Source organism: Brevibacillus sp. HB1.1 (genome assembly GCF_013332445.1).
In the GTDB taxonomy this organism is placed as follows: Bacteria; Bacillota; Bacilli; order Brevibacillales; family Brevibacillaceae; genus Brevibacillus; species Brevibacillus porteri.
Map to the genome: position 1 here is coordinate 141,142 of NZ_JABMIV010000009.1, position 20,015 is coordinate 161,156.

The following is a 20,015-nucleotide window of genomic DNA, read 5'->3' on the forward strand; positions in this document are numbered from 1 at the left end:
GCGGGATTACGTTGATCTGTACCTCACATTACCGATTACGAACGAACTGGATCATAACCATAACAAGTAACACTCCTGACCTTCAATCGAATGAGCGACTCGCCCAACTATGATTGTAGCACAGTAGAGAAATATACTGTTACTGGTATTATAAAGTGTTGGTGCCGGAAAGCAGGGAGAGGGCAGGAACTCCGTTTTGCTTCCTGCCCATGCTCCGCTCATGAATAACGATGGTTGCGTTCATTCCAGCAGCATGACCTCATCGTATTTCATCATGATGCTTCCTTCCTTGTACTCCCCCACTTTTGGCACATTCACCAGACCCTTTATGTTTTGAAGAAGCGCACGCACGCTGTTCACTCCGCTTTCGTGCGCATGCGGATATCCGCCGCCAAAACGGGGATTGATCTCCGACACAACGTACTGATCTCCCACCAAAAAACAATCGATGTCAATTGGCCCACGCGGCTCTAGGACACGAATGAGTTCCTTCGCTAGTGATAGCAAACGCGGATCTTTTACCGCGAGGGAGCGATCCGTCTCCCCCGCCCGCATTCGCAGCTTTTTGCGGGTGAAAAGTGTCACCAGCTCTCCCGAGATCAGATCCACATAGCCATCCACTCCGTACTCCTCTGCCTGTAAGAACGGTTGAATGACGACATCCTCCGTTTTTTCCATGAGCGCGGACCATTCTTGATCATTCTCCACGCGTGTGATGCCCAAACTGGCACTTCCATACCGCGGCTTGACGATCAATGGATACATAATCTGCCCTGCAAAAAGCGCTGCTTGTACCTCGTCCATTTTGGTAAAGGTGGGAATGGCGGGAATCTGATGCGCGGACAAAAACTCATACGTTGCCCTTTTATCCAAGCACATCTCGATTACATCCCGGCTGGACACGATTACCTCGATGCCCTGCATGTAGAACCGATCTGCATGCGCAGCCAACAGTGTCAGCTCAGGGTCAATTAAGGAGAGGATTGCCTTGATCTCGTACCGTTGGCAAATCTGTAGCAGGGCATCGAGATAACCAGGATCATCAATACGCGGCACCTGCTCATGATAATGAGCAGCGTACAGGGCGGGGGCCGTCGGATCACAATCGACTGCGATGATTTTGCCAGAGTCACCCCATTCTCGTACAAAATAGTGGAGCAGCTTGACTCGCCTGCCTACACTGGTCACAAGTACGTTCATTTAGTTCACGACCCCCTGCTTGTCAACGTGAAAACGATAAACCGATTCGGGAATGAATTGTTGGAGAGTCTCTTTTCCTCTGACAATGATCGCTTCTTTTCCGTCGATAGCGAGAACCGGCGGCCTCTCCCGAATAAAAGGTGGATTAAAGACAAGTGTATACGCCCCTACGTGTCCGAAGACAAAATAATCCCCGATATCAGGCAGAGGCCCCGTGTAGCCTTGAAGCAAATAATCTTTTTCCATGCACGTATACCCGACAACATGATAGCTCGCTTCGGGAACTGACTTGCGGTTGCACACAAGTCGGGCTGGCAAGAGGTGCGCGTGCATCGTCGGCTTGACATTGTGAATGCTTCCATCCACGAGAACAAACCGCTCTCCTCTGTTTTCTTTTACATCGATGACTTGGCACACGAAATCAAGGGCATCTGCCACGAGTGAAATACCTGGCTCCAGAATTAGCAACGGCGCATGATCCAGCTCTGCCAGCTCCTCCTTCATAACTGACGTAATCGCTTCGGCGTACTCCTCAAAGGTTGGTGCAGCCGTCATCCCGAACGAGGTCGGGAGCTCGCCATAGAATCCGCCTCCCATATCGATAAAAGCAAGCCGCTCGCCCAAAAGCTGCTTCCCCACACGGCATAGATGGCGCGCAATTTGGCGATACACACCGACACTGCGATTGGTGGAAAAGTGTCCATGCAACCCGACTACATGCACATTCGGGGCGACAGCCAAATGGCTCAGGGCTTTTTCCAAATTGCCGTTTTCGACGCAAAAGCCAAATCGACTGACCTCGTACCCATTTTGCAGAGGACTGACTCCACCCCTGGACAAATCCACATTAATCCGTAGCCCAATCCGAAACGTCTTCTCGGGATACCGCTTGGCGTAGGCCACCACCCACGGAATTTCCGAAAAGGAATCCAGATTGATCAGGCTCCCCTGCTCCAGGGCAAGGTGAATGTCCTCTTCCGTTTTGAGCGGGCCGTTAAAAATGATGGACGCAGGATCGACGCCGAGCTTCAGTGCCAATTCGTACTCCAGTCGAGAAACGACTTCTGCATGCGCCCCTAACTGATGCAGCTTTTGGCATAAAAACGGCAAGTAATTGGTCTTATACGAATACGCGACGACCACATGCTCATAGCGTCGAGTAAAAGCCCGTTGGAAACGACGATAGTTCTCGGAGAGCTTCACTGTGTCCAGTACGTAAAAAGAAGACGAGCACAGACTACGCCATTTTTCTATCTGCTCATGACTATACATGGCGCACCCCTTGCTCCTGGTTCAGGAGGCAGTTCGTGATAACACCGATGACTCGCTCCTGCTGTTCAGCGGTCAAGCTGGAACCGGACGGCAAGCAAACACCTTGGGCAAATAGCCGATCTGATACACTCTCATCAGGTTGATGCGGATAGTATTGGCACTGCGCGAACAACGGTTGCAGATGCATCGGCTTCCACACGGGACGGGCTTCAATATTTGCTTTACCCAGTGCATCGATCAGTTGTGCAGCAGAGAGGGTTGTGTCCGCTGGATTCAGTGTTATCACCGTCAGCCATCGTGTGGATCGCCCTGTCGCCGGCTCTGGCATAAACGAAATACCAGGCAATTGTCCGAGAGCTTGTTCATAACGTTTGTAAATCCCTCGCCTTGCCTCGATTCGCTCCTCCAAAACGTGCAGCTGCCCCCGGCCAATTGCCGCCAGTACGTTGCTCAACCGATAGTTGTAGCCCATCTCTTCATGCTGGTAATGCCTGGCTGGCTCCTTCGCCTGCGTCGACCAGAAGCGCGCCTTTTCGATCGCCTCAACGTCATCGGAGACGAGCATTCCACCACCTGAAGTCGTCATAATTTTATTGCCATTAAATGAAAAGGTCCCAACATGACCAAAGGCACCGCTCATTCTCCCTTTGTATACAGCCCCTAACGATTCTGCGGCATCTTCCACCACGCACACTCCATACTGCTCACAAAGCGCAATCAACTGCCCCATTTCCGCGCTCTGCCCATATAAATTAACGATGACCACCGCCTTGGGCAACTTGTCCGCTGCTGCCGCTTCCCGCAGGGCTCTCTCTAATGCCAGCGGTGACATATTCCAAGACTCTTCCTCGGAATCAATGAATACCGGAGTTGCTCCCTGGTACAGAATCGGATTGGCACTGGCAACGAAGGTGAGACTGGAGCAGAACACCGTATCACCCGGAGCAACGCCTGCTAGCCTAAGCCCGAGATGGATAGCAGACGTACCAGAGGAAACAGCCAGTGCAGCTTTTACGCCCACATACTGGGCAATCTCTCTCTCAAAAGCATCGACGTGTTCCCCCAACGGCGCGATCCAATTGGAGGCAAAGGCGTCTGCCACCAAGTCCCGCTCGTCCTCCCCCATATGTGGCGGTGATAAAAAGATCCGCTGCTGCACACTCATTTCGACGTCCCCCCATTGCGATAGGCAGGAAAAAAATCTTGCTCGCCAGCCTGATCGACCTGTAGTTTTTGGCACAAAGCCAAATACACTTCCTCATCGTGAACTTTCTTGCCCATCCAGTAAGCAAAATGATTGCCATTTGCAAACGAGGACTTGAAACGGAACAAGCCATCTCCGTCCAGATTTCCTCCTCCAAGGAGAAGCAGCTCCGCTCCATCCAGCTTTGCCTGCTGGATCATGGCGTCGAAGAGGAGGTGGTTGACGCCAAGCGCCATGTCTTCCGTATGTGATGCCCCTAGCTGATAATGGGCAAATTGATTTCCACTGTGCAAAAGCACTCCCGCCACCGGCCGATCCTCATGCATGGCAAGCAGAAGCCGCGGATTGCACAGTGCTGTTTTTTTCATGAGTCCTAAAAAAAATTCTGGAGTATAGTAGTAGATCGCCGCGGCTTGGTTGCGGTCCATCGTCTCCCGATGCAACTGGATAAAAGAAGGAAGCCAATCAGTTCCGCCCAATGTAACCCGGACGTCGTTTGCTGCGGCCTTCCTCATATTTCGTCCCACGTTTTGCGTATAGTGGGCACGAATGTATGCAAGTGTGGGGCGCAAATCGACTGCCGTTACCATTCTCACCAGATCCAGTCGCATTTGATCCACGAACAGCTCCGCATTCCCCAGCAACGGATGAAAGCGAACCGTTTCCGTCAGGTAGTTTTTGTACCGACAGTAGACATGGAATTGCTCCTGGAACAATCGAGCAGCCGTCTGTCCCCCCACGACGAATGGCCCTCCGTATCCAATCGAAACCAAATCGGCATAGCCAGGAATCCACTCATCCAGACGTCTGACCAAATACGGGTAGAAAACCTCGTTCTCCCCACTCTTGAAAAAAACAGCTTCTGGCGTGCCCTGCTCCATTTCGGCGTACAGCTGTACGTATTCTTTCGTGTAGGACACATCTAATTTTAAAAACCGTTGCAAATATTCGGTCCAATCATCCAGTTCCGAAAGTACGATCAGGCTCACATGCTTCCCTCCCAGCGCGCTCTGTGTTTTCACTCCCTCTGAAGTCTTCTACCGTGACGCTGCCCTGCTGATTTATGCCTGTCGATTGAAAAACGCGTTTGATCGTCAGACCGATGATCCGCATATCCAGAAAAAAGCTGCCATTTTCTACATACCAGACGTCCAGCTCGAACTTTTGCTCCCAGTCAATCGCATTTCTCCCATTGACCTGCGCCCAGCCTGTAATCCCCGGCTTTACGTCGTGTCGCTTCAACTGCCGCGGCGTGTACAGGGACAGGTACTCCATCAGTAGCGGTCTCGGTCCTACGAGGCTCATTTCACCACGAAGCACATTCCATATTTGCGGCAGTTCATCCAAGCTATACTTGCGCAGAAGCGTTCCGAATGATCCCAGTCGCTGCTCGTCAGAGAGAAGCTCTCCACTCTCATCGCGTTCATTGGTCATCGTGCGAAATTTATAGATGAAAAATGGTTTTCCGTGCAAACCTGGTCGCTCTTGTACAAACAAAACCGGAGAGCCCAGCTTCCAGCGGATGAGCAGACTCACTAGCAAAATCAAGGGGGACAGAATGACGAGCATCAGGAAGGAAACGCAACGATCAAACAAGGACTTCATGCCGCACCTCCTGTTGATTCCACTTTGCTGCCGCTTCCTCCATGCTGAGGCTCTGCATGCCGTACCTCTCGCGCAACATGGCGTAATGCTGGAGGATTTCCTCCAAAAAGGACAAATTCTCTTCGATGTGACTCCCAAAGTTCTCCGGATGCCACCACAGATGATACAAGCGCTTGTGCTCCGCCGTATGAGTCAGGTCGCATTTGATTCTCTTCATGCGCCATTTTTCCAACCTCTGTAGGCGAGGAGAATAAGGACGCAAAAACCGGCTGGATGGAACATCGACCATTCCCTCTGGACTACGCCGCAATGATTCATAGTTGTTATGACCGGAGAGATTTACATACGCATCCATCAGTCGCATGGCTCGTTTGAACAATGTCTCTTCGGCAGCCCCTCTTGTGTGATACATCCAAGACTGCTCGTTGCCGCGATAAGAACGGAACCCCTTTTTCTTGCACAAAGATAAATAGGCAGGCTGTACCTGATTCCGCGGAAAAACGATGCTGGAAGATGAGTACCCTTTTTTGCGAGTGACTCTCTGAAAAGAGTCAAGGTCAGCAGCAAAAGCAGCGGGAGTCTGACCCGGCTCTAGACAATAATAGTGGGAAAGAGTGTGGCTTCCGATGAATTGATGCGGGTAAGAGGAAATCAGCTTGATCAAGGAAGGAGCAAAGTGATACGGATCGACCTGCTCATGCTCACCGATCGCATCTGTGTCCAAATAGGGATAGGGTGACAGCTTATCATCGGAATACACCGGGAGATGCCGTGGGATGACGCCTGCTAGCTCCTTGCGCGACTCGCAAAACAAAAAACCGACAGTAGCCCAGGTGACGTGCATTTCATACTTGGCAAACAGCTCCAAAAGTGCGGGGATCACTTGACGAACACCTAACAAATTTTGCTCATATGACTGAATGGTTCTCTTGTCTCGGACGCCCCAGTAAAGTTCAAAGTCTAGGGAAATGACGAATGCTCCCGTCTTGTCCAATCTTCTCCGCTGCCTCCTTTCTCCTGCCCTCTTTCTTCTCGTAGCTGACCAGTCAGTTGGGCAAACAAGGCCGCCTGCTTCGCAAGGACCGTTCGCTCATCGAAGTGCTCAAGCGCGATGCTGCGGCTATTCTGCCCGAATGCTTCTCTGAGTCTGGAATCAACTACGAGCTTTTTTAAGGCTGCATACAAGGGACACACTTGTTTCGGTTCTACTAAAAATCCGTTGACACCGTCCCTGACTTCTTCCCGACATCCACGGATATTCGTGGCGACGATTGGTTTTGCCATCGCCATCGCCTCAATGATGGATCGAGGCAGTCCTTCGCGATGAGAGGGAAGAACAAATATATCGCTGGCGGCCATCAGCTCCGGGATGTCTGTGCGGAATCCAGCCAAAATGATTTGCGGATGCTGGCGGCAAAGCCCTACGAAGTCTTGACCTCGCTGATCGCGTTCACTGGAAGACACGTCCCCCACCAACAAGAGGCGCAGGCGCGGAAATTCGCCCGCCAGCTTGCGAAAGGCTTCCAACAGCTCAAAAATCCCTTTCTCCGAGACCATACGTCCTACATAGGTGATCACCACATGCTCATCCCGCAGCCCCAGAGAGGCCTTGATAGACTTGACCTTTTCTTTCGTTACGTGTCGCGGGTGAAAGCGTTCTGTGAGATCAACGCCGTTGCCAATGTGCAGAATCCGCTCCGTCTGGGAAGAGAAGCTATCCTTCACGCTCAACTCGTAATCCTCTCGACTCTGAAGTAAAAGATAGTCAGTCATATGCCGGGCAAACCATTTTTCCAGCGTGTAGTACATCTGATACGTACTTTTGCTCATGCCCTCATGAAAAAAGTAGCCATGCGCTGTGTAAATGACATGTGGCACTCCTGCCAGCCTTGCCGCCACGCGCCCGAGAACAGCGGCAATCGGTGTATGGACATGCACGACATCATACTTCTCCCTTTTCATCAGTCGATACAATGCCCCAATTGTCACCAAATTGGAAATCGGGTCGATCTTTCGCTTAATGGGGATACTTTTGAGCGTCAATCCCTTTGCTGTTAACACATCAAAGCGCCCCGTATCCGAACACGCGGTATGCACCTCGTAGCCTTCACCCATCAGCTTTTCAATCAGGGGAAACAACAAGCTTTCTACAGAGCGGTCAATTGCGCATACTTGCAAGATTTTTTTCAAGCAGATCACCGCCATTTTTGATCTGACGCGTATTGATTTCGGCTGTCACGAAATACAGCGCGAGCATGATCCAGAAAAACGTTTCGCGAATTCCGTTATGAGTGAGTCCGTACAAAATTTGGAAGACAAGTGGATACCAAGCAACCAATCGATGCCCACGGACCGCCCCATAAATCATGAGAATGAACAACACCGTTCCCATGACACCGTAGGAGAAGAACAGATTGGCTAAGGTAGAATGGAGTTCCAATGAAATGCTGCTGTTAAATCGATCGTACATCCCTTCCCCTGCTCCGAACAAAATGTACTCCGGATGGTTGGCAATCCGGTCATAGCCCCGCGCCGCCAAATTGTCATCCGAATCTTCCCCGAGTGATACCATTCGCTCTTCGATTTGTGTGTAAATAGATGCATCGCTCAGTACGTTTTCGTTGGTGTACAAATAGATGAAGAAGACAGTGAAGGACGAGACGAGCACACATATCAGATTCATCCAAAACAAGCCCGTTCGTTCTTTGATGGAGAGGAGCAAAAAAACGAGGTACATCCCTACAGCACTAATGATCGCTGCTTTCGACAAGGATGCTGCAATGATACTGAACGCCGTGCCGATCGCAATAAAGAGAGGGAGGGTCTTCACAGATACGAAACGAGCACACAGCAGGCATATCCCCATGCACAAAAGCCCAAAATAGCCGAGCTGGTTCGGATTGTTGAAGAACAAGGATTGCCTGAACTCGTCACTATCCGGTGACAGTCCTGACACGAGAATGAATGCCTGAAGGAGCAAGGAAGTGGACGTAGCCAGGAAGACCCATTTGACGTACTCTTGAGGGTTGCGCCTGAACAAAATAACCAGGGCAAGCATCACGGCGCCGTTGTACATATACCACTTGGTCGAGCTGAATACATCCATTTCCCCGCCGAGTGCAATCGTCCATATGCCATTCACCATCATAATGTCGTACAAAAACAGAAAGGTAAGGAAGAGAAAAAGTCCGAGTCTGCGGTTAATGCGACCCAGGCGAAACAAGAAGCTGTAGCCGATCAAGATGAGCATAATAAAATCGGCGATTTGCGGATTGCCACTTGGGAAGAAGTAGAAGGGCTTGAGCACCACATATAGCAAAAGTAGAACCTTGTCCGGTGAGAGCTTCTCCTTGATCATCATTCACCTGTGCGCCAGATGGTTGGTGAATTGCAGGATTCGCTGATAATCCTCCCACGTATCAACCTCTGCCCAAAACAATCCCGGTGGTATTCGTGCGACATATACATTCCTTTCGCCCAAAAAAGAATAGAGGACATTTTCCCACCACAGATCATACTGCTTCTCCTGAATCAACCTTTGTAATCGACGCAAAAATATCGGCAGAAAGCTCTCGTGTAGTTTGGCAATTCCAACGTATTCGCCAGTTGTCTCTTCCAGCGAGAGTCCCTTCCCATGACGAAGCAGCAGTCCGTTTTCATAACCAAATTTATAATCTCCCTCATAGCGACGGGCTGGATCAGCATACATGACGGGACACGCGGTCTCTTGCAACACGACTTCCAGTACCTTCGATTCAAAGTAAACGTCGGCGTTCAACAGCAAGCAGTCGCTTCCTTGCAAAAACTCGCGGGCGAACCAGAGGGACACCATACTATTCGTCCGATTATAAAAAGGATTGTGATAAAAACGAATAGGTTCATCTCTGAGCAACTCGGTAATCACGTTAGCTTGATAGCCCACCACCATCGCGATGTCTTCAATTCCGTGGCGCCTTAGCTCCGCTATCGTATTTTCAATGAGCGCTTGGCTTCCGATATCCACTGTGCACTTGGGAATTCCGTCAATTTGCTCGTTGATTCGTGACCCGAGACCTGCTGCCATGAGCAGTGCCTTCATCTGACTCCCCTCCTTCTTTCAGAGATGGCATGACGTATTTGATGTTCAGCTTCAGCTTGTACATCGATCTGGCCAGCCCAACAAACAGGTGGTAGAAGGACCAAAGGAGCAAAAATAGCATCTGACCGCTGATTGCCCACAGAAATGCGGTAACCAGCACGCCCAACTGATAGCCCGTTTGGGTAAGAAAAAGGAAGACAAAAGCATCGATCCATTTGCTGCGCTTTCTCATAGAGACTGTTTCGTGAGAGATTTTCCCTTGACTAAAGACGAGATCGGAGCCATTGGTCGCCAATATCTCTGCAAAAATCGTGAGCAAAATCAAATAGAGCAGCCACGGACTCAACATCGCGTGATGATTCGTGATGCCGTATATCACACCGAATGACGCCAGGTAGAGTGCATAGTTGAGCCCGATGTCCAGCCATTCTCCTCCCTTGCTCTTCTGGTTGCGCATGCGGGCTACTTCTCCGTCGACGCAATCCGCCAAGTAGCACACCTGACAGAAGAAGCAGCCGAGCAGAAAGGATGCCGCCGTTCCGTACATAAATGCTCCAGCGCTAAGGAGTCCGGCGACAATCCCCCCAATCGTAATCGCGTTGGGGGATATTTGTGTTTTTCGGGTCAGCAATAAACTCACATAGATGGAGATGCGTCGTGTGAAGTAGTACGACCAAAATTCCTCTCTGCTCCACGGCTTCTGCACCTGCACACGGCAATAGCGGGTCTCTTCACTATCCCAAAACATAGACGGATACAGCTCATCCTTCACGGTAAGCCACCTTCTTCATGACCTCGTCTCCGAGAGCGAGACGGAATATTTTTCGGATAAAAACGGGATATACCACGTGCGAAAACCAAAATATTTGGATGCCCAATACGAAGCACAAAGATCTCGACAAATCAGGCTGATCGAAGTAGCAATGGCGGCCCCGATAATTCCATACAGCGGAATGAGACAAGCGTTTCCGATTATGTTTAGAACAGCTGAACAGACAAGAATATTGCGGGCCGTTTTTTGATGTCCGGTCATCGTCAATAAGGGGATGACACTGCCTGTGCAAAAATTGACAAACTGCCCCATACACAAAATCACAAGGACGAGGCTCTCACTCGCAAACTCTTCACCAAAAAAAGTAAGCAACGGAACGGCAAATATCGCTACGAGCAGATTGAGAGGAGCTGAGGTGAAGAAAATGAGACGATTGGCAAACGCAATCATCTTTTTCAAGCCGTCCATATCATTACGTGCGTACAGCTCAGAGAACTTGGGAGAGAGGATCGTATTGATGGAAATCAGCGCAAAGCCCGTCACCATTGCCAAACGAATGACCACACTGTATACCCCAACTGTTTTTGCATCCGTAAAAATGCCCAGCATGATCATATCTGTCCACGTCATAATCAATTCCATCGACGCACTGAGATACATGGGCAGTGCGACTGCAATAATTTCCCTCAAGCCAACGCCAGGTTCTCGCGTAGTCGGCTGTACACCATTACGGAATCCTCGGCTCGTCGCATACCACTGCCCCATCCCATAGACAGCATTCAAGATAACAGCAGCTGCGAGCAGTTGAATCAAGAGCATCGTACTGGGTTCGAAAAAAGGAATGGCGATGAAAAGAAACGCCAAGTGCAGAAAACGCATACCGACGATATCGACAGTGATCGAGATGACAACCCGATGCAGTGCCCGAAACGCAGATGCATACAGCCTTGCGAGCGACACAAACGGAAGCATCCACGCCACGACTCGCAGTGCCTCTGCTGGCAGCTCCCCTGCAAACACGTAGGCGGACACCTGCTCTGAGAACACATGCAAAAGTACCCCAAGCACAATCGAAATCAGCGTCGCCCACAGCACTACTTTGTTGAATACTTCGGAAATCTGATAAAGCGAGCCTTTCGCGCGAAACTCCGAGAGAAAGCGGATTATGGCGGTATCCGTCCCCAAAACGGCCAGCACCATTCCGATGTTCATCAGGGTAATCGTCAGCGAATAGATGCCCAGGCTCTCGGCTCCATACTCTCTGGCAATGTAGAACTGCAAGAGATAGAGCAGTATGAAGCCAAGGAGCCGAAACAAAAACGTGAAGGCCGAGCCGCGAATCACTTCGTGAACATCGCGATCTTTATTCAGACGGTTCCATTGTCGTTGCCAAGCTAATTTGAGGGCATGCATGCTTACAAACGCCCCGCTTTCTGCTATGCGTTGTACCCATATCCGTAGTAGCCTTCTCTCTTCCCTACCTTCTTGTTGTTGAGAACAACACCGAGCAGATTGGCTCCTGCCGCTTTTAACTGCTCTACCGCTTTGACAGCAGAATCCCGCTTCGTCTTGCTTGCATCCACCACCATGACACAGCCGTCCATTTCCCTTGCCAGCACCATTGCGTCGCTTACGATTAATGGCGGGCTGTCGACAATCACAAAATCAAAATTGTGGCGCAGGTATGCCATCAATTCCAAGAGCCGTGGCGTTCCGAGCATTTCCGCCGGATTATGCGGGATTGGCCCTGCCGTAATGATCGACAGCTCTGACACGCCAGATGGTTGAATAATATCGTCAATCTGGCACATATCCGAAAAGTAAGAACTAATTCCGTACAGATTCGGCATATCAAAGGTGAAATGTACCCGCGGATTGCGCAAGTCAAAATCAAGCAGCACCGTTTTTTTGCGATCCTTTGCCATCATCAAGGACAGGTTGGCAGCGGTGATCGTTTTTCCCTCAGAAGCCCCTGGACTGGTGACTAAAATCGTTTGCATCAGCTTGTCGCCCATGGAAAACTGAATGTTTAAGCGAAGGGTACGGTAGCCCTCTACCAGCGGAGACAGCGGCTCCCAATGGGCGATCAGCTTTTGGTAACGATCATCAGGCTTCTGCCTTCTCATACTCATTCCTCACTTCCTCCACCTTGGGCTGGCGAAATGCCTTCCGCGTTTTTTTGTCAATCACCGCAATCGTTGCCAGTACAGGTAAGCCTAAATACTCCTCCACTTCTTTTTCCGATTGAAGTCGGGTATCTATCTGCACCAACAAGAAGACGACGACCATAGATGTTGCCAACCCGAGGACAAAGGCGATCACCGAATTGAGGATTGGTTTTGGACTCACTGGAATGGCCGCCGGATTGTTTCGGGCTTCTGCCAAAATATGCACGTTGTTCATGCTAAGCATTTTGACGACTTCTTCCTGAAAGGTCGTCGCGATTGTATTGGCGATGAGCACAGCTCTGCCCTGATCCGGATCTTCTACTGTAATGGAAATGACCTGCGAGTCCTTAACTGGCTCCACCTTCGTTTGAAGCAGCAGATCCTCCATCGTAGCGCCCGCCCCGATCACTTCGAGCACGCGCTCCATCACCCGCGGACTTTCAATTATCACCCGATAGGTCTCAATCAATTTCAGATTGGAATCAATTTCCGCGACGGATAACATGCTCTCTACGGTTGAATCCAGCGAGCGATTCACTAATATCTCCGTCTTCGCCTGATAAATTGGTGTCAGTAAATAGAAGCTCACGAGCGCTGTTCCGATGGTGCATAAGGACGTAATCAAAAGGATCAGCTTCCATCGCTTCAACAACATCAGAAGTATTTCACGAAGATTAAGCTCCTCATTCATCCTGCTTCCCCCTTTGCCCCGCCATGCTGTCACTTCCTTCTTTCGGCAATTGTACGGGAGGTTCGATTTGTTTTTGAAAAGTTGAAAGACTCTCGGTCAACCTCTCACGCTCTTGCGGGCTGACGATATAGTAGTAGATTCCATTGATCATTTGACCCTTTCCTTCCAAACGAATCGTCTCGACGGAGGTAACTGCCGTGCTGTAGCTTAAGGCAAGCTGTTTCATCACATCAAAGGTCATGTTCGTTTTCACGTATTTCTCCATCGTCGCAAGGACGTCATTCAATCGGGTAGGCGCTGCAAGGGTTACACCTTTGTCCAGCAATGCCTTGATGATTTCCTGCTGTCTTTCGTTGCGCCCGAGGTCGCCTCTCGGATCTTCGTAGCGCATGCGAGCATAGACCAAGGCTTGCTTCCCGTCTAACTGGATGGGACCTACTGGAAAGGTGTAATCCGCATAAGTAAAGGCAAGCTTGTTGTTGACTTCCACTCCTCCCAGCGCATCGATCACACCTGCGAATCCTTCCATATTCGCGGTCACCACGTAATCAATGGGAAATTGGAGAAACTGTTCGACGGTGTCTACTGTCTGTTGCACTCCACCGAATGCATATGCGTGATTGATCTTATCCTGAGTACCTTTGTGAGCCATAGCGGTTCGCGTATCACGCGGTATGCTGAGGAGCAACGCAGATTTCGTTTTCGGGTTGACGGAGAGTACGAGGATGACATCAGAGCGCCCCTTGTCATTCTCTCGTTCATCAACGCCAAGAAGCAGCAGAGTGAGCGGTTCTTTGGACAAGATAGCGGAGTTCTCCACTTCAGCCGCAGACGTTGTAGTTGCTTCTTGGGAATTCACGGTCGGCGATTGCCTCACAGTAGCTGGTGCAGTCGCTACAGGTACCTCGACAGATTTCTGCGTGCGGACAGGGAGATACATTTTACTGGCCGTTTCTTTTAACGACAGATAGACATACACACCATAGCCACTCAAGCTGATGAGACAAATCAATCCTCCCCATACAAGCAGCCGCTTCCACTTTATCAAGGCAATCTTTTCCTTCCATTTGCTGACGCTCATCCGATCGCCACTTGATAAGGGACTGGCGTAGACTCTTCCTTTACGTAAGAAGTGGATTGATAGCCAGGAACGATCCCTTGCAAAGTCTCGATAATGGTTTGTTTGTCCTCCATCGTCGCTCCCTTGTCTGCAATTTGCTCCAACCGGGCGATCCCTGCCAAGAGCTCATTCCAGGAAAAATCGAGCGGCTTCCCAATGAAGATGCGATTATGGCAAGTAGACGACAAGCCTTCTTCCTCCGTCAAAATTTCTTCGTACAGCTTCTCACCCGAACGAACTCCCGTGAATACAACCGGAATATCCTTACCGGGCTCCAAGCCTGCCAAGCGAATCAGGTCGAGGGCCATATCGACAATTTTGACCGGTTTCCCCATATCGAGAATGAATATCTCCCCTCCCTGAGCGAGTGCTCCCGCCTGGATGACGAGCTGGGCAGCCTCAGGAATGGTCATAAAGAATCTCTCCATATCTGGATGCGTAATGGTAATCGGTCCACCTGCCCGGATTTGATTGAGAAAAACAGGAACGACACTCCCCCTGCTCCCCAGGACATTTCCAAAACGAACAGCCGCAAAACGGGTAAGTCCGAAATGGTTATAACCCTGGATCAGAAGCTCAGCGATCCTTTTCGTGGCACCCATCACACTGGTTGGGTTCACTGCCTTGTCCGTCGAGATCAGGATGAAATGAGAAACGCTGGTTTCCAGCGCGCATTCCGCAACGTTTTTCGTACCCAAAATGTTATTTTTTAATGCCTCACACGGGTTGTTCTCCATTAACGGCACATGCTTGTGGGCTGCCGCATGAAAAACAACGGCGGGACGATACTCATGCATAATCGAAGCAATTCTTTGTCTGTCACGAATATCTGCAATCAGGCTGACCGTTTCCTGTTCAGGAAACAAACGCGAGAGCTCCAGGCTCATTTCAAAAATGCCGTTCTCTTCGTTCCCCAAGAGAAGCAGTTTCCTTGGACCAAATCTAGCTATTTGTCTGCAAAGCTCGGACCCAATCGAGCCGCCCGCTCCTGTCACAAGTACGACTTGCTGCCGCAAGTACCCCGTAATCTCTTCCAGATTGACCTGAACAGGCTCCCTTCCCAATAAATCCTCCAATGCTACATCCCGAATCATGTTCATCGTGATTTTTCCGCTGATGATGTCTGCTACATGCGGCAAAATTTTGACGCTCGCTCTCGTCGTTTTGCAAATGTCGAAAATCTCCTTAATCGTCTGCCGGGAAGCGGATGGCATGGCAATCACGATGTCTGATATGGAAAGTCGTTGCACGACGCGGGCGATGTCAGCCCGATTCCCTACAACTGGCAGGCCGTACACACGCAGATTTTGTTTGCTGGGCTCATCATCGATAAAAGCCACTGGACGTAGCTCCGACAAAGGCGAGGTTTTCATCTCCCTGGCTACGAGCACACCTGCGCTACCTGCCCCGATAATTAATGTGCGCCTGCGATCCTGGGTTCTTTTCTCCCGCTCTTCATACCACCACTTCCATACAAACCGGGAGCCTGTGATCCCGAACAAGACAAAGGCGAGCGTCATGAGAAAAAGTGAGGTGGGAAATCGGATGGACCAACCAAGCAGGTACGTCATTTTCAGTACCAGATAGAGAGCTAAAACGGAAAAGCTCGTAGCTAAAATGATCGAGACCAGTTCGCGAACACTGACATAGCGGAAAACAGCTCGATAGAGTTGAGCAAAGTGCATGCCTGTCACGACGAACAGTACGTGGCCCATCATCAAATACATAGGTTGATATTCGCTTATCTCCGCGAAAGAAAAATCAAATCGAACCAGGCAGGCCAACCAGACAGCCAAGCTGATAATTCCTGCGTCCGATAAGCTTAACCAGAATCTTCTCTTCCGGTAGCTCATATTCATCCGCTCCAGGTGATCGTTATTCAAAGAATGGTCATCATAAACGCCACAGACTAATTTCTGCCGGGCATGTTTCGCGATTTAGCACGCTTTTCACGTCTGCGATGACACCTTGCCCCTGATACAAGAGCCCTGCAAGCTCCTCCCATCCCAGGTGCAGATATCGCTCATGGGGTACGGCCAATACGATTCCGTGGGCAGGCTGCAGGTCTTCCCACTCTCGTAATTGAATACCGTATTCCTCTCTCGTCCGCTCTGGACAAGCCAATTCATCTGTCACTTGGACCTCTACTCCGAACTCCTTTAGTTCCTGAATAATGTCGATGACCCGACTATTGCGAATGTCCGACACGTTTTCTTTAAAGGTGATGCCCATGATCGTAATTCGCGAGCCTTGAATCGCAATATTTTGCCAGATCATTTGCTTCACGAGTGAGGTCGCAACGAACTTGCCCATTCCGTCATTGATCCGTCGTCCAGCCAGTATGACCTGCGGATGATAACCCACACTCTCCGCCCTGTATGTCAAATAGTACGGATCGACGCCAATGCAATGACCACCGACGAGTCCCGGAGAGAAAGGAAGGAAATTCCATTTTGTCCGTGCTGCTTCGAGTACATCTGCCGTAGAAATGCCCAAGCGGTCAAATATAATCGAGAGCTCATTGATCAAGGCGATATTGATGTCGCGTTGTGTGTTCTCAATCACCTTGGCTGCCTCAGCCACCTGAATCGAAGGCGCTTTGTGAATACCCGCCTCTACAATCAACCCATACATCTCGGCAATCGTTTCACACGTCTGGCGATCTTGCCCTGAAACGACCTTGACGATTTGGGACAATCTCCGTTCCCGATCCCCCGGATTAATTCGTTCAGGTGAGTAACCGACGAAAAAATCAGTCCCCGCTAGCTTTCCAGACGCTTGTTCCAATACAGGAATACAAATTTCTTCTGTTGCCCCTGGATAAACGGTCGATTCATAGACGACGATGGTCCCTGAAGTCAGATGTTGCCCAACGCTTTCAGATGCGAAAATGAGTGCCCGCATATCGGGCCGTTTCGCAGAATCGACAGGAGTGGGTACCGTGATGATGATAAAATCGCACGTTGCGAGACTTGCGGGGTCATCTGTATACGTGATGTTGGCTCGCTTTAGCTCATCCGTCGACATCTCTCCCGTTTCATCCATTCCGCCCTCCAGACTGCGTATGCGTCTTTCGTCTATGTCAAAACCAACTACTGGAAGCACTTGCCCAAAAGCAATCGCGACAGGCAGTCCTACATATCCAAGACCTACTACACCCACTTTTTTACGCATGAGCCACACCATAATAGCTGACGTACCAGTCTACAAAGCGAGATATCCCTACATCGACTGGTGTTTTCGGTCGAAAGCCTGTCGCCTCATACAGAGCTTCCACTGACGCATAGGTAGCAGGAACATCCCCCGGCTGGATGGGCAAATAGTCGCGAACAGCCTTTTTACCCAGCTTCTCTTCCAGAATCGAAAGAAAGGTAAGTAAATCGATCGGCTGGTGATTCCCGATATTGAACACCTCATACGGCGCCTTATCCCCTTCCCTTTGGGGAATTCGATTCATCAGCCGCAGCATCCCTTCGACGATATCGTCCACATACGTAAAGTCCCTTGTCATGTTGCCGTAGTTGAAAATGCGGACAGGCTCTCCCGACAAAATCGCCTTGGTAAACGTATAGAGCGCCATATCGGGTCGTCCCCAAGGCCCATATACCGTAAAGAAACGAAGTCCCGTTGCAGGCAGGCCGTATAAATGACTATAGGTATAGGCCATCAGTTCATTGGCTTTTTTCGTCGCTGCGTACAAGCTGACCGGCTCATCTACGGGATCGTACTCAGCAAATGGTAGCTTTGTATTCCCTCCGTAGACGGAGCTTGAGGATGCGTAGAGCAAATGCCTGACTCTCGACCGTCGGCACCCTTCCAAAATGTTCAGAAACCCGGTGATATTGGAGGTCGTATAAGCATGAGGATTTTCCAGACTGTACCTGACGCCCGCTTGAGCAGCCAAGTGAATGACAATCTCCGGCTCCATTTCTCGGAACAACTCGTCCATTTTGCTCTGATCTGCAATATCCGCTTTGAAAAAACGAAATGATGGATACGCTTGGAGGATTTCCAGTCGTTTGCTCTTCAAGACCGGGTCATAATACTCATTGCAATTATCTACCCCCCACACCGTCTGTCCTTGTTCCAAAAGCCGTCGTGCTACATGAAAACCGATAAATCCAGCTGCGCCTGTCACCAAAATCGACATACTATCCACCTCTTTGCTTATTCATACGGAGGTTCTAGGACAAATATGCCAGTGGCTGCCCGAAGTTTATGGAACACATTTTTTATGTAGTCCATGCCCTTTTTACCAAATGGTTGTCAACATTTGAGAAATGGTTGAATGAAATGAAAAGAAGACAATCTTGTCTACCCATTTTTTGGAGGAGAATGCTTTTATGTGGATTGATGTAAAAACGTACGGAGCAAAGGGGGATGGAGTGACCGATGATACCCAAGCAATTCAGGCTGCCTTGACTGCTGCTCTGAACTTGCAAATTCCTCTGTTTTTCCCTGCTGGCACCTATATCATTGAACCAAACAGGCTAGAGGTCATCCTGGGAACAGGAAAAAGCCTAGTGATGCTGGGAATCGGTCCTTACTCCGTGTTAAAAAGGAAAGCCAATTCAACTGCCGCAGATTGGCGCTGGCTGTTCTCGATTACATCCATGGATGGTGATGCGGATTCTTTTGTGGTCACCAACCTAAAGATTGATTCCAATGCCAGAGCAAACCCACTGCCTCCCGATCCTTACGATTACGAGCATAGCGCCGATTTCTACATTCGTGGTGGCGGTCCTAGCAGCTATATCAATTACGTAGCGCTACGACAAGTATGGTGTACGGATGGAATCGCCGACCATTTTTACTTTGCCGGAGAAACGAACTCCTATGTCCGCACTGTGCAAATTACCGATTTTTACAGTGACAACCGCAAGCGTACACGCTCAGATATTACGGTGACGGGTGGCCTGGAACGTCTGAATGCAGCGAATGTAGCGTGTGATCGTTTTGAGGTCGAGCTCAATGCAGGGTTCGACGGAGCCACACCCATGTTCGTAAACCTGAGCAATATCTCTTGCCGTCAACAGCTCGACTTGGAAGGAGATCTGTCCTCCCCGATGGTCGTGCAAGGTAGTCAGCTTGTTTCGCTCGCCAGCTTCAGTCTCACTGGCATGACAGGCTGTATCAGCTCCTCGGTTTTTTATACGGCACCTGATCAGAAAAATCGGGTGAACTTTATGAAAAACATGACCTTCAGCAACTGTCGCTGGGTATTGCATACGACCGCACAAGGAAGTACAAAGACGGTTGGTACCGGTCTGACCGTGGATTATTCGGACGTAGGTCTTGTATTTGATGGCTGCAGCTTCGAGGCCAACGATACAGCTACTTCCATCGGCGGCTATGCCTTGAGCTTGGAGCCATGGGATGTACTCGCCGAAAGACAGGTTACCGTGAGAGACTGTTCGTTTGACCCTCGGTTGACCCAAAACATTTCGTTGAACCGCTGCGGAAATGTCTCCCTCATCAATAACCGTTATTCCGGTTCTGATCACGCGATCATGCTCTTCGGCACCGGAACGTACCCATTGGTAGTCACCGTGGATGGTGGCGACTTCAGCCAGGTTACTGGAAAAATGTTTTATCACAAGTCTTCGGATAAAATAACCCTCTCCATGAAAAACCTCCCTGTTCCTGTTTCCCTCACTAGCGGCTACAAATCCGAAAACTCTACCTTTATCCCAACTGTTTCCATCAACGAACGTGTGGTGTATGTCGCAACAGCCCCCAGCGCCTCCGTCAAATACGGCGGTCTCAAAGGCGATACACTGCGCTTGATCACTCCTGTAAACAATCAACCATGCGAATGGATTGCGATTACGACAAATAAAACTGCCTGCACCTGGCTAACGACCAAAACGGCCAAAAGCTAAGGGGAATGAAAAACATCCATCTT

Annotated in this window: 18 protein-coding genes; 1 reads left to right on the forward strand and 17 read right to left on the reverse strand. The window is 50.0% G+C overall.

Going from position 1 to position 20,015, the window contains the following annotated elements; genetic code table 11:
• Positions 1 to 240: 240 nt before the first annotated feature.
• The 17 genes from HPY27_RS21835 to HPY27_RS21915 are packed head-to-tail and all read right to left on the reverse strand — an operon-like array spanning position 241 to position 18,260.
• Positions 241 to 1,200, reverse strand: a complete 960-nt coding sequence (locus HPY27_RS21835) for an ATP-grasp domain-containing protein (RefSeq protein WP_174225933.1) — start codon at positions 1,198 to 1,200, stop codon at positions 241 to 243.
• On the reverse strand, positions 1,201 to 2,472 hold the full coding sequence (locus HPY27_RS21840) for a type III PLP-dependent enzyme domain-containing protein (RefSeq protein WP_174225934.1): 1,272 nt from the start codon (positions 2,470 to 2,472) through the stop codon (positions 1,201 to 1,203).
• Complete coding sequence (locus HPY27_RS21845; protein WP_217438058.1) at positions 2,465 to 3,637, reverse strand: DegT/DnrJ/EryC1/StrS family aminotransferase; 1,173 nt, start codon at positions 3,635 to 3,637, stop codon at positions 2,465 to 2,467. The genes HPY27_RS21840 and HPY27_RS21845 overlap by 8 nt, the downstream gene beginning before the upstream one ends.
• Entirely contained in the window at positions 3,634 to 4,665 is a 1,032-nt protein-coding gene (locus tag HPY27_RS21850; RefSeq protein ID WP_174225935.1) for a GNAT family N-acetyltransferase, read from the reverse strand. Before HPY27_RS21850 ends, HPY27_RS21845 begins: the two co-directional genes overlap by 4 nt.
• On the reverse strand, positions 4,634 to 5,281 hold the full coding sequence (locus tag HPY27_RS21855) for a sugar transferase (RefSeq protein WP_069847703.1): 648 nt from the start codon (positions 5,279 to 5,281) through the stop codon (positions 4,634 to 4,636). The genes HPY27_RS21850 and HPY27_RS21855 overlap by 32 nt, the downstream gene beginning before the upstream one ends.
• Positions 5,265 to 6,275 carry a polysaccharide deacetylase family protein gene (locus HPY27_RS21860; RefSeq protein ID WP_173623714.1) on the reverse strand — a complete coding sequence of 337 codons (1,011 nt, stop codon included), beginning with the start codon at positions 6,273 to 6,275 and terminating at the stop codon, positions 5,265 to 5,267. The genes HPY27_RS21855 and HPY27_RS21860 overlap by 17 nt, the downstream gene beginning before the upstream one ends.
• Entirely contained in the window at positions 6,242 to 7,480 is a 1,239-nt protein-coding gene (locus HPY27_RS21865) for a glycosyltransferase family 4 protein (protein WP_371814355.1), read from the reverse strand. Before HPY27_RS21865 ends, HPY27_RS21860 begins: the two co-directional genes overlap by 34 nt.
• A complete protein-coding gene (locus HPY27_RS21870) occupies positions 7,440 to 8,642 on the reverse strand; it encodes an O-antigen ligase family protein (RefSeq protein ID WP_174225937.1) in 1,203 nt (400 codons plus the stop codon). The genes HPY27_RS21865 and HPY27_RS21870 overlap by 41 nt, the downstream gene beginning before the upstream one ends.
• The gene (locus HPY27_RS21875) at positions 8,643 to 9,359 is read right to left on the reverse strand and encodes a phosphocholine cytidylyltransferase family protein (protein ID WP_174225938.1); all 717 of its coding nucleotides are present in this window, start codon (positions 9,357 to 9,359) and stop codon (positions 8,643 to 8,645) included.
• Positions 9,304 to 10,131, reverse strand: a complete 828-nt coding sequence (locus tag HPY27_RS21880) for a CDP-alcohol phosphatidyltransferase family protein (RefSeq protein WP_017250530.1) — start codon at positions 10,129 to 10,131, stop codon at positions 9,304 to 9,306. The genes HPY27_RS21875 and HPY27_RS21880 overlap by 56 nt, the downstream gene beginning before the upstream one ends.
• A 15-nt stretch (positions 10,132 to 10,146) precedes the next feature.
• On the reverse strand, positions 10,147 to 11,544 hold the full coding sequence (locus HPY27_RS21885) for a flippase (RefSeq protein ID WP_174225939.1): 1,398 nt from the start codon (positions 11,542 to 11,544) through the stop codon (positions 10,147 to 10,149).
• 23 nt (positions 11,545 to 11,567) lie between these two features.
• Positions 11,568 to 12,263, reverse strand: coding sequence for a CpsD/CapB family tyrosine-protein kinase (locus HPY27_RS21890; RefSeq protein WP_017250532.1), 696 nt, complete (start codon positions 12,261 to 12,263; stop codon positions 11,568 to 11,570).
• Positions 12,238 to 12,990, reverse strand: coding sequence for a YveK family protein (locus HPY27_RS21895; protein WP_017250533.1), 753 nt, complete (start codon positions 12,988 to 12,990; stop codon positions 12,238 to 12,240). Before HPY27_RS21895 ends, HPY27_RS21890 begins: the two co-directional genes overlap by 26 nt.
• Positions 12,983 to 14,071, reverse strand: coding sequence for an LCP family glycopolymer transferase (locus HPY27_RS21900; protein ID WP_173623718.1), 1,089 nt, complete (start codon positions 14,069 to 14,071; stop codon positions 12,983 to 12,985). Before HPY27_RS21900 ends, HPY27_RS21895 begins: the two co-directional genes overlap by 8 nt.
• Positions 14,068 to 15,963: a polysaccharide biosynthesis protein gene (locus HPY27_RS21905; RefSeq protein WP_017250535.1), complete on the reverse strand. Its 1,896-nt coding sequence runs from the start codon at positions 15,961 to 15,963 to the stop codon at positions 14,068 to 14,070. The genes HPY27_RS21900 and HPY27_RS21905 overlap by 4 nt, the downstream gene beginning before the upstream one ends.
• Positions 15,964 to 16,003: 40 nt before the next feature.
• Complete coding sequence (locus HPY27_RS21910) at positions 16,004 to 17,284, reverse strand: nucleotide sugar dehydrogenase (RefSeq protein WP_026043244.1); 1,281 nt, start codon at positions 17,282 to 17,284, stop codon at positions 16,004 to 16,006.
• Positions 17,277 to 18,260 (reverse strand): NAD-dependent epimerase, encoded by a 984-nt coding sequence (locus HPY27_RS21915; protein ID WP_017250537.1) that lies wholly within the window; start codon positions 18,258 to 18,260, stop codon positions 17,277 to 17,279. The genes HPY27_RS21910 and HPY27_RS21915 overlap by 8 nt, the downstream gene beginning before the upstream one ends.
• 193 nt (positions 18,261 to 18,453) lie before the next feature.
• On the opposite strand from HPY27_RS21915, the gene HPY27_RS21920 reads away from it, so the two are divergent.
• Complete coding sequence (locus HPY27_RS21920) at positions 18,454 to 19,992, forward strand: glycosyl hydrolase family 28-related protein (protein ID WP_173623720.1); 1,539 nt, start codon at positions 18,454 to 18,456, stop codon at positions 19,990 to 19,992.
• Positions 19,993 to 20,015: the final 23 nt, after the last annotated feature.